Here is a 15923-nt window from a genome sequence, read left to right as displayed (position 1 = left end):
AGTTGGTAGAGCAACGGACTGTTAATCCGTTTGTCGCTGGTTCGAGCCCAGCTCGGGGAGCCACTTATTCCGAAAGGCCGCTGATTTCCGATCAGCGGCCTTTTCATATCTATCCTAGAATACTTTTTCCCGTTGCATGAACTCCGCCAGCACGCGGAACAGGGTAAAGCCGTCCTCTGCCCCGATCAGCTCACGGATCGAGTGCATGCCGAACTGCGGCACCCCGATATCCAGCGTAGTCACGCCCAGGTTTCCGGCGGTCAGCGGGCCGATGGTGCTGCCACAGCCCATATCGCTGCGAACTACGAAGGTCTGGTGCGGTAGCCCCAGCTCATCGCTGATGTGGCGGTACAGCGCCGCAGACCGGCTGTTGGTCGCATAGCGCTGGTTGTGGTTGACCTTGATCACCGGCCCCTGGTTCAGGATCGGCCCGTGATTCTCGTCGTGTTTGTCCAGGTAGTTCGGGTGCACCCCGTGGGCATTGTCCGCGGAGATCATCATGGAATGGGCAATGGCCCGGGCCTTGCCCGCTCCGCACCAGCGATCCAGAACCGCGGTCAGGAACGGCCCCTGCGCGCCCTCGGCGGACATGCTGCCCACTTCCTCGTGATCGTTGCAGACCAGCAGCGCAGCCTCGTCACCGGAGGTGTGGATCAGGGACTGCAAGCCGATGTAGCAGCTCAGCAGATTATCCATCCGCGCGGACGCGACAAACTCATTCCGCAGTCCGACGAATTCCGCACGTTGCGCCTCGTAAAAACTAAGCTCGTAGCCCAGAACCTTGCGGGCCTTGATACCACTTTCCGCAGCCACCTGCTGGCTTAGCAGATCAGCGAAGCTGGTAGTGTCGTCCTCCGACACCTGCATGAGCACGGGCGGAAGATCGGTCTGGGCATTGATCGACCGGTTGTTGTTGGCTTCCCGGTCGAGATGGATCGCCAGGCTCGGAATGAACCCAACGGGCTTGCGGAAATCCACCAGGACGTCCTGCACCTCACCTGCTTCGTCCAGCAGGGTGACACGACCGGCCAGGGACAGGTCCCGGTCAAACCACGGGTTCAGCAACACGCCCCCGTAGACCTCGACGCCAAGCTGGAAGTAGCCCTTGCGGCGCAGTTCCGGGTTGGGTTTGACCTTCAGGCACGGGCTGTCCGTGTGGGCACCAACCATGCGGATACCGCTGGTGGAAACATCTTTGTTGCCGGTTCGGAAGGCCACGATAGAGGAGCCGTTGCGAATGACGTAATATCCCCGGTTACGGTCCAGTGACCAGTCATCGCGCTCGTCCAGCTGCTCGAAACCTGCGGCATCAAGGCGACTTTTCATGGTCGAAACCGCATGCCAGGGGGTCGGTGAGCTATTCAGAAATTCAATCAAATCTTTGTTAAATTCAACGTGTTCCATGATATCCCTGATTGATTGATAATTGCGTTGTAACAGTATGGCATGAAGCGATAACAGCTCCTACAGACCATAGTGACATTCCTTATATCGACCCATACGTCCCAGCGGAGACCACTTTGCCTCTACCCAGATTTCTCGATATCGAATACTGCCAGACCGACGATGCCCTGTTTCCCACGGCGATCGCCTGGTCCCTTGGTGACGGGCAGATGAAGGCCGTGGTCATTGCCCCGGACGAGAGCTGGTTGCCCGACGACGGCGATCTGGGCGACACCGACATCCTTTACCTCATGGAACAAGGGGTTCCGCTCATCGAGCTGGTCCGGGAGTTACATGAGGACTTGCCTGACCAGACCGTGTACGTCGACAGCCTGGATCCGGACGAGATCCTGGTGGACCTGATCTTCAGTGCTGTCGGCCACGAGCCGCCTTTCGAGATTGCGCCGATCAGTGATCTGATCACCGGCCTGGATGTTGAAAGCCTGGAGGATCGTCGCCATCAGCTGCTGATCGAGGAAGGGCTTGAGCCGCTGTTGCCCGAGAACGGGGTGTATGCGTTGCTGCTGCTGGCGCGGGAAGAAGGCTACCTGGACGAAGACTGAGGGCTGGAAAGTGAAGATGGGGTCAGATGAAGGCTTTCATCTGACCCCGGAGTTGGAGTCGGGGTCTGAAGAAAGCCTTCTTCTGACCCCTTTTTAGACCTCCCCTCCCCGTTTTGAACACAGGGAACTGTGACACGGGTCGACGTAACAAACCGTTACACAAGGCAGAATCGGGCCAATCGCTCACCCGTCAGGAAGCCCGACAATAATGAACAAGGTTGTACCCACTGCCCTTCGATCCGCCCTGGCACCGATCTACCTCTTTGCCCTTCTGGCCTCGCAACAGGCACTCGCCCAGGAAACCACCCCGCGGGCCGACAAACACTACATCGGCCTGCTGGCTACCGCCATCAACCACCGCACCATCGGCCCCACCGCCGAGCGCGCCTGGGGCAGCGCCGCTACCCTGGTGGTTGGCGGTCACATCACCGACCTGTTCCACGCGGAGTTGCGCGCCGGTGGCGGCTACAAGGATGCCGAGGTCCCGGACAGCGACTTCACCCTGGCGGTGGATTATTTCGCCAGCTGGTACATCGGGATGCACTACCCCCTCGGCGAGTACGCCAATATCTACGGCCAGTTCGGTTTTTCCTACATCCACGGCGAAGCCACCCTCGAGAACCCGGATGCCGACCGTAACGTCTTCTACCGCAGCTTTGGCGAGGAATTCCCGGACAGCAGCTTCAGCACCAGCTGGCTGGCCGGCTTTGATATCGAGGTGGTGGATGACACCTTCCTGGTGTTCGAGGGTGGGAAGCTGTTCGAAGACACCGGTAGTGAAGTGAACAGCTTCCAGTTCTCAGGCGGTTTCCGTTACGAATTCTAGACCTTGTGCCGGATGTGCCAGCAACGGTGAATCCTCGGGTTGCGTTGGAAGTCCTTGTCCAGGGTGTTGCGTGAGACTTCTTCTACCGCAAACTCCTCCTCCAGCGCCTCGTCCAGCCGGAACCGGCGGAAGTTGTTGGAAAAGATCAGCAAGCCGTCCGAGGTCAGCCGTGCCATCGCCTGGCGGATCAGGGTGGCGTGATCGCGCTGGATATCCAGTACACCGGCCATGCGGGCGGAGTTGGAGAAGGTCGGCGGGTCCATGAAGATCAGGTCAAAGCGCTGGTCTGCCGCCGGCTTCTCCGCCAGCCAGGCCAGGCAATCGGCCTGCTCCACCATGTGCTTTTTCGGATCGGCATCGTTGATCGCCAGGTTTTCCCGGGCCCAGTTCACGTAGGTCTTCGACATATCCAGGCTCAGGGAGCGGCTGGCGCCACCCACCACAGCATGCACCGAGGCTGCGCCGGTGTAACAGAACAGGTTCAGGAAGCGTTTGCCCCGGGCGTTCTCCTGGATCCAGTGCCGTACCGGGCGGTGATCGAGGAACAGGCCGGTGTCCAGGTAGTCCTTCAGGTTCACCCGAATCAGACAGCCGTGCTCGTGCACCGTGAAGAACTCGCCGCTGGCCGCCTGCTTCTCGTACTGCTGGGTGCCGGCCTGGCGCTGGCGCTGTTTGCACACCAGGTCCGAGCGCTCGATCCCGAGCACCTCCGGGATCACCGCCAGAGCTTCGGCCAGCCGCTCCCGAGCCGCCCGCTCGTCCACAGACTTGGGCGCGGCATATTCCTGCACATGCACTCGCCCCTCATAGATATCGATAGCCAGGGCATACTCCGGCATATCCGCATCGTACAGGCGGTAACACCCAATGCCCTGTTTCCGGGCCCACTGGCCGATGGTTTTCAGGTTCTTTTTCAGGCGGTTTCGTAGCATGGCCGCGCGTTCTTCGTTGGCAATGCGCGGGCGAATTTCCCCGGGAACATCTGGCTCTCTCGGGGTCATGGCGTTTTCTTCGGCCACTTCGAACAGCAGCAGCTGGGCCGGGAGCTTGCCGTTGAATAGCTTGTACTGCTTGAAGCTGCGCAGACCGACGGCCTTGCCGAACTCCGGCGCGCCGGTAAAGACGCCAAGGCGCCAGCCAGGAACAGCCTGTTTCATGGCATCACCGAGGGCCTTATACAGCCCCGCCAGTTCCTTGCGTTCGCTCAGTCGCTCGCCGTACGGAGGGTTGGTCAGCACCAGGCCACGCTCCGACCACTGCCCTTCCAGGATGAATTCCTGCACCGGCCGGGCTTCCACATGCACCACACCGTCAAGGCCCGCTCGCTCGATGTTCCTCCAGGCTGTAGCGATCACCCGCGAATCCTGGTCAAATCCGGCAAATCTGGGGATCCTGCCCTGCTTGCCCTCATGGGCCCGGCGTTCCGCTTCCTGCCGCAGCGCGAGCCAGACCTCAGGCTGGTGACCCGGCCACTTCTCGAAGCCAAATCGTTCCTGCCGGCGCCCGGGCGCGATATCCAGGGCCATCATCGCAGCCTCGATCAGCAGAGTCCCGGAGCCGCACATGGGGTCCACAAAATCACCGCCCTGCCCCGCAATCTCCGGCCAGCCGGACCGCATCAGCAGCGCGGCCGCCAGGTTTTCCTTCAGCGGTGCGATGCCCTTGTCAGTACGGTAGCCGCGCATGTGCAGGCTGTGACCGCTCAGATCCACACCGATGGAAAGCCGGTTGCGGTTGAGGCGGGCGGAGATCGTCACATCCGGGTTCTTGGCGTCCACCGCCGGCCGCGCGGCGCCCTTGGCCCGGAAACCATCGACAATGCCGTCCTTGACCCGCTGGGCGCCAAACTGAGTATTGCGGATCGCCTGGTTCTGACCAAGGAAAGTTACCCGGAAGCTGCCCTGATCTGGAATGTGCTGCGTCCAGTCCACACCAAGCACGCCTTCGTACATGGCGTCCCCGTTACCCGCATCCACCTCGGCGATGTTGAGGATCACGCGGTTGGCCAGGCGCGACCACAGGCAGGCCCGATACCCCGCTTCCAGCTCGCCTTCAACCCAGACCCCGGCCGGCGCGTTACGGACCGTCTCCAGGCCGAACGTCCGAAGCTCATCGCCAAGCAGGTACTCGACACCTTTCGGGCAGGTTACGAAAAAGACACATTTAGACAAAGCGAGCTCCTGGGTAGAAAAACAATCCGGGTAAGTTTCCGTTTTTCGCGGTAATTCCAACTTTACTGCGTCATTTTTAGTTCATAAAACTATAAGCAAACGGTCACATAGATGAAATAATTAGTGTACACGCGCTCAAGGTTCGTTCTACCTTGTACTTGACGCGTCGTTCCGGAGGTCTGAAAAGCCTCCGTTAACAGGATCCTGACTGCTCTGGTCAAAGCTGGCAATAGGGGGTTGTCCCGGAGGGAAACCCGGATCGCCACGACCACTGCAGATGTGTACACGCTTGTTCTGTTAATCCATTAGTGAGGAACGGCATGAAAAGACAGAAAAGAGACATGTACGCCCGTGCATTTAAAAGGGGTTATCTCGCCGGAGTGTCCGGAAAACCGAAAGACAGCTGCCCGATCGAACAACCGGAAGTCCGACAGGAATGGTTGAACGGGTGGCGCGAAGGTCGCACAGATAACTGGGAGGGCATGACCGGCGTCTCCGGTATTCACAAACTTGCCAATGTCACATCAGCGTGACGGACATTCACCAGCAACCCCGAATCTTGATCTGATCTTTTTCTACACAATTTGACGCAGTACCAAGAGCAACCAAAACGGGGCCTCCCGCCCCGTACCATGCGAAGAAGCGCAACGGGGTTTATTCCCCGCACGGGCCCGCTAAGCGGGCCCATCTTTTTTCAGCCTCCTGACGTTTCCCGCCGAATGGCCTCCACCGCCTCTTTAATCAACGCCGGCCCCTTATAGATGAAGCCCGTGTAGATCTGTACCAGTTTTGCACCCGCCCTGACCTTCTCTGCGGCACTCTCGCCGTCGGTAATGCCACCCACGCCGATAATGGGCAAACGTTCACCAAGTTCTGCATACAGCCCCTGGATAACCCTCAGGGATGCTTCACGGACCGGAGCACCACTCAGGCCACCGGCCTCGTCCGCGTGGCGGTGGCCGGCCACGGCGTCGCGGCTGATGGTGGTGTTGGTGGCAATGACGCCGTCCAGACCGGTGTCCAGCAGCGCGTTGGCAACAAACCGGATGCCGGTGTCGTCCATATCCGGCGCGATCTTTACCGCAATTGGAACGTACTTTCCGGTCTCCTGTTCACAGCGGCGCTGCTCGTCCTTGATGGCATCCAGCAGGCCTTTCAGGGAATCCCCGAACTGCAGGTCACGCAGCCCCGGAGTATTGGGCGAGGAAACATTCACCGTGATGTAATCGGCCCGGGAATAAACCGCCGCGATGCCCTTGCGATAGTCAGTCTCGGACTCCTCATTCGGAGTATCCTTGTTCTTGCCGACGTTGATCCCGAGAATGCCCCGGTAATGCCGGTGATCCACCCGGTCGAGCAGGTGTTCCAGGCCCTCATTGTTGAAGCCCATGCGGTTGATGATGGCCTGGTGTTCCGACAGACGGAAAATACGGGGCCTGGGGTTACCCGGCTGAGCCCGCGGTGTGACCGTTCCCACCTCGATGAATCCAAAGCCCAGAGCGCCGAGGGCGTCCAGATGATCGGCATTTTTGTCCAGGCCCGCCGCCAGCCCCACGGGGTTGGGGAAATCCAGACCCATAACATTGACTGGCAATGCATCTATTTTTGGCGAAAAAGCGCTCAATAATCTCAGTTTCTGGGCAACATCAAGGCTGCCAAGCGCCATGTTATGGGCTTGCTCGGGTGGAAAACGGAATAACAGGTTGCGGATAACGCCGTACATCAGATAACTCCCTGAATGTCAGTGGGCGGGAGTATACCGGAAGTTTTCCACAGCATCCTGTCTGCCTGCGTAATCACCCGTAACTACTTGTCTTTGTAACACCTCGTAAGTTTTTCCACGGAATCTGTGGATAACCCTGTTGAAAATCACGGGGCAAACTTTCAGACCCCTTGATAACTGCGCCAGCCTACAAATTGATCATTTTTTAACCAGTTTATTTTATCTTATTTTTCAATTACTTATATCGCGCACAGCTCGAAGGGCTACACATAGTCAAGGTTCTTTACACCGTCACCAAAATGCAATTATGTGCATAAATCGCACGACCCGGCGTGTAACGCCCGTCCCCACAGGCGCGGGGTTTAGCGTTATACTTTCCGGGACACTCAACCGCCGGAGCCAGCCCGAATGCAAGACCCCGTTTCCACAACGTCCAGTACCCAGGATGCCCTGAATAAGGAAATGAAGGCGGCCTCGAGAGTCACCATAATCGGAATGATTCTTGATGCCATACTCGGTGTCATAAAAGTCATTGGTGGTACACTTTTCAACTCTCAGGCCCTGTTTGTTGACGGCATCCACTCTTTTACCGATGTCGCATCTGACTTCGTCGTACTGGCGGTAATGCGCATATCCCGGCAGGAACCGGACGAGAATCACCCCTACGGCCACCAGCGCATTGAAACCTTCGGCACACTGCTGCTCGGCAGCATTCTCATAGCCGTGGGCGCCGCCCTGGCCTGGGAAAACATCCTGCGTCTCATCGAGGGCGGTATCAGCCAGGTGCCCGGCTGGCCGGTTTTGGTTGCGGCTGCCTTCTCGGTCGCGGGCAAGGAGTGGATTTATCACTATACCCGCCGGGTCGGCCAGGCGATCCGGTCGGACCTGATCATTGCCAACGCCTGGCACAGTCGCACTGATGCCTTCTCCTCTGTCGTGGTGCTGCTCTCCACCGTGGGTGCCATGATGGGCTGGGAGTGGCTGGATGTGCTGGCTGCGGTGATCATCGCGCTGATCATCATCCACATCGGCTGGAAGTTCACCTGGGACAGCGTCAAGGAATTGGTGGACACCGGGCTTTCCCAGGAGGATACCCAAAAGCTGAAAGCCATCGCCCGCGAAACCGATGGCGTGCGCAATGTCCACGAACTGCGCAGCCGCCGCATGGGGCACGACATCCTACTGGATGTTCACCTGGTAGTCCGGCCGGATATCAGCGTCTCAGAGGGCCACCAGATCGGCATGCAGGTGGTGTCCGGTATGCGTGAGGAACTCGACAATATCCGCGATATCAATTTCCACATCGACGCAGAGAACGACGAGGAGCAGACGCCGACCTCGGAGCGCCTGCCTTCTCGAAAGGAAATTCGCCAGATGCTGTATGAAACCATTGGGGAACTCCCGACCCACAGCAGGCTCCGACTCCACTACCTGAAGAACAAGGTACACCTGGAACTCTTCTTTGATGCCCCGGACAAGTCCGGCGACATCACCAGCGAGCAGGTCCACCAGGCCCTGGAGCACTACCCATGGTTCGGCAGCGTGAGGATCTGGCTGGGCGAACCGTAACAGCCGCCCTGCCCGATCAGCCCCGGCGCTTGGCCTCCATCCGGGACAGGAATTCCTGCATGATCAGGGTGTAGAGCTCGCCACCGAGGAATTTGTCCTCGACACCGGAATCGACACTGGGGTTGTCGTTCACCTCGATAACAGCCACCCGGTTGCCCGACTGCTTGATATCGACCCCATAGAGGCCGTTACCAATCAGCCGGGTGGAATTCAGTGCCGCCTGGATCACGCCTCTGGGTACTTCATAGGTGGGCATGGTCTCAAAGCCACCACTCTCCACCTTGGAGTCACCGTGCTGGTAGATCTGCCAATGGCCCTTGACCATCATATACTTGCAGGCATAGATCGCACGCCCCCCCAACACTCCGATGCGCCAGTCATAGTCCGTGTACAGATATTCCTGTGCCAACACCAGGGCTGACTGCCGGAACAGCTCCCGAAGACCCGCCCGTAGTTCCTTTTCATCCCGTGCCTTGGTCACCCCTCGCGAGAAAGCTCCATCCGGAATCTTGATGACTACCGGAAAGCCCAGGGCATTGACTACCTGCTCAACTGCATCTTTCTGGTCCCGGGACAGAATCAGGGTCTTGGGTGTCGGCACCTTGTTGTTCCTGAGCAGATCCGCCAGGAACACTTTGTTGGTGCAGCGAAGGATGGAAACGGGGTCATCGATGACCACCATCCCCTCGGCCTCCGCTTTTCGGGCAAAGCGATAGGTGTGATGGTCAATGGCTGTGGTTTCACGGATGAACAGACCATCGTACTCCGGCAGACGCATGTAGTCCCGACGGGTGATCCGCTCGACATTGATGCCTAGTTTCCGGCCTGCTTTCTCGAAACGCTTGAGCGCATCCTCATCACTCGGCGGCATCGGCTCTTCCGGGTTCACCAGCATGGCCAGGTCAAAGCGGTAGCGACGGCGGGTCCGGGGCTTGCGCCAGACCATGGTGCTGAAACGGTCCAGAGCGGCCGCAAACAGATCCTGCTCCCGCTCGGACAGGTCCGCCGGCGCCGCGGGCCGCATGGACGCAATCTGCCATTTCTTACGGCGCTTGAAGACGATTTCCAGGATGGGGCACGGAAAACTCTCGAACAGCGCCCTGGCAACCGGCTTCAGGTCCGGGTGCTCGGCCTGGCCAAAGTAGGTGCGGATCCTGACCTCATGGGTTGCGTCCTTCTCGTGGCTAGCGGGCTCAATTTTCGAGCCTGCCGCGTCCAGCCATTTAAGTACGCTGGGGTCCAGCTCTTCCAGCTCCAGCGAGAACAGGCCCTTGCGGCTCAGGTCATTCAGAGTCATCACCGAAGGCACCACGTGGTGCCCACGGGCTTCCGCCAGCAGTGAGCAGTAGTAGCCCTGGCTCTGGTATTTCGCACTCTGGCAGAGATTAATAACCCGTACCCGCCCGGTTGAAGGCGAGGAATACTGCAGATACTGGTCAAAGGTCAGCACATCGTCACTGGGGTAATACGGTGCCCAGTCTTTGGCGCGATCGACAACAATGAGCAAACGGGACATCTATGGCATTCCTCCCTGAAGGTTCAGCCGCCTGGCTGTTCGCAACAATACGCCCAGCCCCGAAGTTGCACAATCACCTCGGCGTGCGTGCTTTTACGCATGCCGGCGGGGCTTGCGTACCGGCCACTCTCTACCATAATAGCCGCGATAGGGAAGCCCGCGAGCAAGCGCTTCCCACCGACCAGGACCAGTAAAACCATGTCTGATGTAACGCTTCGCCACGCCGTCAATACGGACCTGGACAACCTGGTACAGCTGGAGCACCGCTGTTTCAGCGACGACCGGCTTTCCCGGCGGAGTTTCCGCCGATTCCTGGAAGTACCCCGGGATCGCCTGATCGTGGCCGAGCAGGACGGCGAACTGGTCGGTTATTGCCTGGTGCTGATGAATGCCGCCACCCGTCTGGCGCGGATCTACTCCATTGCGGTCGCTCCCGAGGCCCGGGGCCGGGGCATTGGTGAACAACTTATCCGGGAGGCGGAGAAAGAAGCGGCCGAGGCCGACCGCATCATCATGCGACTGGAAGTGCGCGAGGATAATCCCGGTGCCATCAATCTCTACAAGCGCCTGGGCTACCGGCAGTTTGGCACCTACCGCGATTATTATGAGGACCACGGCAACGCGCTCAGATTCGAGCGCCGAATCCTTTACTACGAACCAAGCCGTGAGTTTCTGCCGGTTCCCTATTACCCGCAAACCACCGAGTTCACCTGCGGCCCATCAGCCCTGATCATGGCCATGGCAGCGCTGGACGAGAACCAGACGGTCACCACCCTGGAAGAGCTGAAGATCTGGCGCGAGGCCACCACCATTTTCATGCTCGCCGGCCACGGCGGCTGTGGCCCCCACGGCCTGGCCCTGGCCAGCTGGAACCGGGGCTTCGAAGCCAGCGCCTGGATCAGCCAGGAAGGTGCGCTGTTCAAGGACACGGTACGGAATGAAGACAAAAAGCGGGTGCTGGAACTGGTGCACGAGGGCTTCCTGCACGACATCGGCCGCACCGGCATCCAGCTTCACCATGATCCGCTGACCCTCGAGGGCATGGAAAATGCCCTGCACGAGGGGCGCATCCCGGTCATCCTGATCAGCACCTGGCAACTGAACCGGAGCCGCGTGCCGCACTGGGTCACCGTCTGTGCCATCGACGAGGAATTCGTCTACCTGCATGACCCGGAAATCGACGTACAAGCCGGTGAAACCGTGGCGGACAAACAGTATCTGCCGGTGGACAAACGGGTCTTCACCCGCATGTCCAGCTACGGCCGCAACCAGCCCTTGCAGGCGGCGGTGATCGTGGGGCCGAAGAAAAACGGGTAATCAGCCGGTTCGCAGCGCCGCCTCCTTGAGTTCGGAAATCTCGTCCCGCAGACGCGCCGCGGTTTCGAAATCCAGGTCCGAAGCCGCCTTGTACATCTCGTCCTCCAGGCGAGCCACCTCCTTGAGCACCTCCTCCGGCGACCGGTTGCCGGCCTTCGCCCGATATTGTTCGGCTTCCTCGGCCGCTTTCTGACCGGGGCGCTCTGCCCTGCGGCGACCCCGGCCGCCGCCACCCGCCGCACCTTCCATGATGTCAGCGATCTTCTTGTTCAGACCGGTGGGCGTGATGCAATGCTCTTCGTTGAAGGCGGTCTGTTTCTCCCGGCGGCGCTGGGTCTCATCGATGGCCCGCTGCATGGAGCCGGTGATCTTATCGCCGTAGAGGATCGCCTTGCCGTGCACGTTACGGGCGGCCCGGCCGATGGTCTGAATGAGAGAACGTTCACTGCGCAGAAAGCCTTCCTTGTCCGCATCCAGAATCGCTACCAGCGAGACCTCCGGCATGTCCAGGCCTTCCCGCAGCAGGTTGATCCCCACCAGCACATCGAACTCGCCCCGGCGCAGGTCCCGGATAATCTCTACCCGCTCCACGGTGTCGATATCCGAGTGCAGGTACCGGACCTTGATGTCATGTTCCATCAGGAAGTCGGTCAGGTCCTCGGCCATGCGCTTGGTCAGCGTGGTCACCAGAACCCGCTCCTGCACCTTCACCCGGGCGTGAATCTCGGACAGCAGGTCATCCACCTGGGTGGAGGCCGGCCGCACCTCAATTTCCGGATCGAGCAGGCCGGTGGGACGGACCACCTGCTCCACCACCTGGCCGGCGTGCTCAGCTTCGTAGTTGCCCGGGGTCGCCGAGACAAAAATCATCTGCGGCGCAATGCGCTCCCATTCCTCGAACCGCATCGGCCGGTTATCCAGCGCCGACGGCAACCGGAACCCGTATTCCACCAGGGTCTCCTTGCGGGACCGGTCGCCCTTGTACATGGCGCCGATCTGGGGAATGGTCACGTGGGATTCGTCCACCACCAGCAAGGCGTTGGGTGGCAGGTAGTCAAACAGGGTCGGTGGCGCCTCCCCCGGCCGGCGCCCGGACAGGTAGCGGGAGTAGTTCTCGATGCCGTTGCAGTAGCCGAGCTCCAGCATCATCTCGATGTCATACCGGGTGCGCTCTTCCAGGCGCTGGGCTTCCACCAGCCGGTTGTTGTCCCGCAACTGCTGCAGGCGTTCATCCAGCTCCACCTTGATGTGCTCCACCGCATCCAGAACCGTCTGGCGCGGGGTGACATAGTGGGACTTCGGATAGATGGTGACCCGGGGCACCCGGCGCAACACCTCGCCGGTCAGCGGATCGAAATAACTGAGATTCTCCACCTCATCATCGAACAGCTCGATCCGGATGGCTTCCTTCTCCGATTCCGCCGGGAACACGTCGATGACATCGCCCCGGACCCGGTAATTGGCCCGGTGGAATTCCACGTCATTGCGGGTGTACTGAAGCTCGGCCAGCCGACGCAGGATGAAACGCTGGTCAATCTGGTCGCCCCGGTCCAGGTGCAGCATCATCTTCAGGTAGGACTGGGGGTCACCCAGACCGTAGATAGACGATACCGTGGCCACGATGATGGCATCCGGCCGCTCCAGCAGCGCCTTGGTGGCGGACAGCCGCATCTGTTCGATGTGCTCGTTGATGGAGGCGTCTTTCTCGATGAAGGTATCCGACGACGGCACATAGGCTTCTGGCTGGTAATAGTCGTAGTAGGAGACGAAGTACTCCACCGCGTTGTCCGGAAAGAACTCGCGGAACTCGCCATACAGCTGCGCCGCCAGGGTCTTGTTGTGGGCCATGATGATGGTGGGCCGCTGCACCTGCTCGATCACATTGGCGACGGTGAAGGTTTTCCCCGAGCCGGTCACCCCGAGCAGCGTCTGGTGCGCCAGGCCGGACTGGATGCCATCCACCAGGCCCTCGATCGCCTTGGGCTGATCACCGGCCGGCTGGTAGGGGGAATCGACTCGGAACACCCCGCTCTGTGCGGTACTGGTTTCTTGCTTTGCCATAACTGGCGGATAACCTCCGGATTTGCGCGGTGCCCGCCGTGGGCGGACTTATACCATCGAGAAATTTAGCGTTACGCTGGCTTCATGATACCATCAGTGCGATCGACGGCTGGGCGAAAATCAGCCAGCAATGGCTCCCCCGGCCGATCGCAGCCCAATAGGACGCAGCTTTAAGGAGCTCAAGTTTGGACCTTCAACTTTCCAGCCGAGTACAGGCTATCAAGCCCTCTCCCACCCTCGCAGTCACCAACAAGGCCGCGGAACTCCGCGCAGCCGGCCAGGACATCATTGGCCTGGGTGCAGGCGAGCCGGACTTCGACACCCCCGAGCACATCAAACAGGCAGCCATTGAAGCCATCCACAACGGCCAGACCAAATACACCGCCGTGGATGGTACGCCGGCCCTGAAGAAAGCGATTATTGCGAAGTTCAAACGGGACAACGGCCTGGAATACGAAGCCAACCAGATACTGGTAAGCAGTGGTGGCAAACAGAGCTTTTTCAACCTGGCACTTGCCACACTGAACAAGGGTGACGAAGCCATCATCCCGGCCCCCTACTGGGTCTCCTACCCGGACATGGTGCTGGTCGCCGAGGGCAAGCCGGTCATCATCGAGACCAGCGCCGACACCCGCTTCAAAATCACCCCGGAGCAGCTGGAAAACGCCATCACCGAGCGTACCCGCCTGTTCGTGATCAACAGTCCGTCCAACCCGAGTGGCATGGCCTACTCCATGGAAGAGCTGAAGGCGATCGGTGAAGTGCTGAAGAAGCACCCGAACATCATGATCGCCACCGACGACATGTACGAGCCGATCCTGTGGACCGGCCAGCCGTTCTGCAACATCGTGAACGCCTGCCCGGAACTGTACGAGCGCACCTTCGTCCTCAACGGTGTCTCCAAAGCCTATTCCATGACCGGCTGGCGTATCGGCTATGCCGCAGGCCCGGCCAAAATCATCGGCGCCATGAAGAAGATCCAGTCCCAGAGTACCTCCAACCCCTGCTCCATCTCCCAGGCCGCCGCGACCGCAGCCCTGGACGGGGATCAGGCATGTGTGGGCGAGATGGTCAAGGCATTCAAGGAACGCCACGACTGGCTGGTAGAGGCCCTGAACAAGCTGCCGGGCGTTGAGTGCCTGACCGGTGACGGCACCTTCTACGTGTTCCCGAGCTTCCAGGGCGCCATTGACGCCGATGACAGCGTCAGCTCGGACGTGGAGTTCGCCGAGAAGCTGCTGACCGAGGCCGGCGTGGCGATCGTTCCGGGTTCCGCATTTGGTGCCCCGGGCCACATGCGCCTGAGCTTCGCGACCAGCATGGAGAACCTGCAGAAGGCGGTTGAGCGTTTGCAGAAGGCGCTTGGCTAAAAAGTTTTTGTCAGGGGTTGACGAGGCGGTATAGCCACCTTAATATACGCGCCTCGTCACATGACGACGTTCCCCGATAGCTCAGTTGGTAGAGCAACGGACTGTTAATCCGTTTGTCGCTGGTTCGAGCCCAGCTCGGGGAGCCAATATTTCGAAAGCCCGCTAATTCTCTGAGTTAGCGGGCTTTTTTGTGTTTGTTCGTTTTTTTTCTGGAAGCTCTGATTAAGTTTTGGGTTTTGGGATTTAGTCCTGCCCTAGCCTTCAAGTTCTGGTGCTAGGGGCAATGGGTACCTGCTCCCAAAAACCGCTACGAGCACGTCCATGTGCGCTTGGCTCCGCCATCCATGGCTCCGCACATTTTTGGGAGCAGGTACCCATCGCCCCCCCTGAACCCAGGAGATATACGGCTTCGCTAGAACACGGAATAAATCGCCAGCCACCCCTCCCAAACATTCACTCTCTGAAATTAGTAGCGATATCCTTGATGTGTAGACTGGTGGTGTGGGGCCGCCCTCCCAAAAATGTTGAAGGCCAAGGATGGCCTGAAACAAGCGCACATGGACGTGCTCGTAGCGGTTTTTGGGAGGGCGGCCCCACACCACCAGCCCGCCAAGACCGCAGGCTAGGGCAGGATTAGAAACCAGGAAAATCTTAGAGGCCAATCACCTCAGAATGAATAGCCTCCAGAGCAGCCAATGGATCCGCAGCCTGAGTTATCGGGCGACCAATAACGAGGTAGTCGGAACCGGCCTTGAGGGCATCCGTGGGAGTCATGATGCGTTGCTGGTCGCCTTTGTCGGCGGCCAGCGGCCGGATACCCGGGGTGATCAGTTTGAAGCCGGCGCCCTGCTCGGCTTTGAGCTTTGGAGCTTCCTGCGCGGAGCAGACGACGCCGTCGAGGCCGCAGTTGCGGGTCAGGGTTGCCAGGCGTGAAACCTGGGCTTCCGGGGAGTCGGTGATGCCGATGCCGGCGAGATCTTCGGCTCCCATGCTGGTTAGAACCGTGACAGCGATCAGCAGGGGCTTGTCGACGCCGAAGGATTCCAGGCGTTCGCGGCAGGCGACCATCATTTTTTCGCCGCCCGAGGCGTGGACGTTCACCATCCAGACGCCCAGATCCGCCGCAGCGGCAACGGCGGCCGAAGTGGTATTCGGGATGTCATGGAATTTCAGGTCCAGGAACACATCAAAGCCCCTGCCCTGCAGCGACTGCACCAGCTGCGGACCGGAGCGGGTGAACAGCTCCTTGCCGACTTTCAGGCGGCATTTGGCCGGATCCAGCTGATCGACCAGGGCCAGTGCCGGGTCCTGGGAGGGGAAGTCGAGAGCGACGATGATTTTGGGGTCGGAGGGGTTTTGCACGG

The 15923-nt window shown here is 59.7% G+C and carries 12 protein-coding genes and 1 tRNA gene; 7 read left to right on the top strand and 6 right to left on the bottom strand.

Annotated elements, in window-relative coordinates; all coding sequences use genetic code 11:
- Window positions 1-114: 114 nt before the first annotated feature.
- Window positions 115-1404, bottom strand: a complete 1290-nt coding sequence (locus ACESMW_RS09470; protein ID WP_372986792.1) for a M18 family aminopeptidase — start codon at window positions 1402-1404, stop codon at window positions 115-117.
- A gap of 116 nt (window positions 1405-1520) precedes the next feature.
- Between ACESMW_RS09470 and ACESMW_RS09465 the strand changes: the two genes are divergently transcribed.
- The gene (locus ACESMW_RS09465) at window positions 1521-2006 is read left to right on the top strand and encodes a hypothetical protein (RefSeq protein WP_372986791.1); all 486 of its coding nucleotides are present in this window, start codon (window positions 1521-1523) and stop codon (window positions 2004-2006) included.
- Between the two features lie 208 nt (window positions 2007-2214).
- Window positions 2215-2832, top strand: a complete 618-nt coding sequence (locus tag ACESMW_RS09460) for an outer membrane beta-barrel protein (RefSeq protein ID WP_372986790.1) — start codon at window positions 2215-2217, stop codon at window positions 2830-2832.
- Here ACESMW_RS09460 and rlmKL read toward each other — a convergent pair.
- Window positions 2829-5003 carry a bifunctional 23S rRNA (guanine(2069)-N(7))-methyltransferase RlmK/23S rRNA (guanine(2445)-N(2))-methyltransferase RlmL gene (rlmKL, locus tag ACESMW_RS09455; RefSeq protein ID WP_372986789.1) on the bottom strand — a complete coding sequence of 725 codons (2175 nt, stop codon included), beginning with the start codon at window positions 5001-5003 and terminating at the stop codon, window positions 2829-2831. The two genes, ACESMW_RS09460 and rlmKL, sit on opposite strands and share 4 nt — an antisense overlap.
- A gap of 320 nt (window positions 5004-5323) precedes the next feature.
- On the opposite strand from rlmKL, the gene rmf reads away from it, so the two are divergent.
- Window positions 5324-5536, top strand: a complete 213-nt coding sequence (gene rmf, locus ACESMW_RS09450; protein WP_372986788.1) for a ribosome modulation factor — start codon at window positions 5324-5326, stop codon at window positions 5534-5536.
- A 161-nt stretch (window positions 5537-5697) separates the two neighbouring features.
- Here the strand turns inward: rmf and ACESMW_RS09445 are convergent, their stop codons facing one another.
- Window positions 5698-6726 carry a quinone-dependent dihydroorotate dehydrogenase gene (locus tag ACESMW_RS09445; protein WP_372986787.1) on the bottom strand — a complete coding sequence of 343 codons (1029 nt, stop codon included), beginning with the start codon at window positions 6724-6726 and terminating at the stop codon, window positions 5698-5700.
- A gap of 408 nt (window positions 6727-7134) precedes the next feature.
- Here ACESMW_RS09445 and ACESMW_RS09440 point away from each other — a divergent pair, with 408 nt between their 5' ends.
- On the top strand, window positions 7135-8295 hold the full coding sequence (locus tag ACESMW_RS09440; RefSeq protein ID WP_372986786.1) for a cation diffusion facilitator family transporter: 1161 nt from the start codon (window positions 7135-7137) through the stop codon (window positions 8293-8295).
- A gap of 16 nt (window positions 8296-8311) precedes the next feature.
- Here the strand turns inward: ACESMW_RS09440 and ACESMW_RS09435 are convergent, their stop codons facing one another.
- Window positions 8312-9811 carry a RimK family protein gene (locus ACESMW_RS09435; protein ID WP_372986785.1) on the bottom strand — a complete coding sequence of 500 codons (1500 nt, stop codon included), beginning with the start codon at window positions 9809-9811 and terminating at the stop codon, window positions 8312-8314.
- Between the two features lie 198 nt (window positions 9812-10009).
- Between ACESMW_RS09435 and rimI the strand changes: the two genes are divergently transcribed.
- Window positions 10010-11128, top strand: coding sequence for a ribosomal protein S18-alanine N-acetyltransferase (gene rimI / locus ACESMW_RS09430; RefSeq protein ID WP_372986784.1), 1119 nt, complete (start codon window positions 10010-10012; stop codon window positions 11126-11128).
- Here rimI and uvrB read toward each other — a convergent pair whose 3' ends face one another.
- Window positions 11129-13189, bottom strand: a complete 2061-nt coding sequence (gene uvrB, locus ACESMW_RS09425) for an excinuclease ABC subunit UvrB (protein WP_372986783.1) — start codon at window positions 13187-13189, stop codon at window positions 11129-11131.
- A gap of 185 nt (window positions 13190-13374) precedes the next feature.
- On the opposite strand from uvrB, the gene ACESMW_RS09420 reads away from it, so the two are divergent.
- Both ACESMW_RS09420 and ACESMW_RS09415 read left to right on the top strand, forming a co-directional pair.
- The gene (locus tag ACESMW_RS09420) at window positions 13375-14559 is read left to right on the top strand and encodes a pyridoxal phosphate-dependent aminotransferase (RefSeq protein ID WP_372986782.1); all 1185 of its coding nucleotides are present in this window, start codon (window positions 13375-13377) and stop codon (window positions 14557-14559) included.
- A 70-nt stretch (window positions 14560-14629) separates the two neighbouring features.
- A tRNA-Asn gene (locus ACESMW_RS09415) sits at window positions 14630-14705 on the top strand.
- Between the two features lie 505 nt (window positions 14706-15210).
- Here the strand turns inward: ACESMW_RS09415 and pyrF are convergent.
- Entirely contained in the window at window positions 15211-15921 is a 711-nt protein-coding gene (gene pyrF / locus ACESMW_RS09410; RefSeq protein WP_372986781.1) for an orotidine-5'-phosphate decarboxylase, read from the bottom strand.
- Window positions 15922-15923: the final 2 nt, after the last annotated feature.

It is taken from the genome of Marinobacter sp., assembly GCF_041690455.1.
In the GTDB taxonomy this organism is placed as follows: Bacteria; Pseudomonadota; Gammaproteobacteria; order Pseudomonadales; family Oleiphilaceae; genus Marinobacter.
Note: the sequence above shows the minus strand (reverse complement) of the source record. Positions and strands in the feature narration are given on the sequence as shown.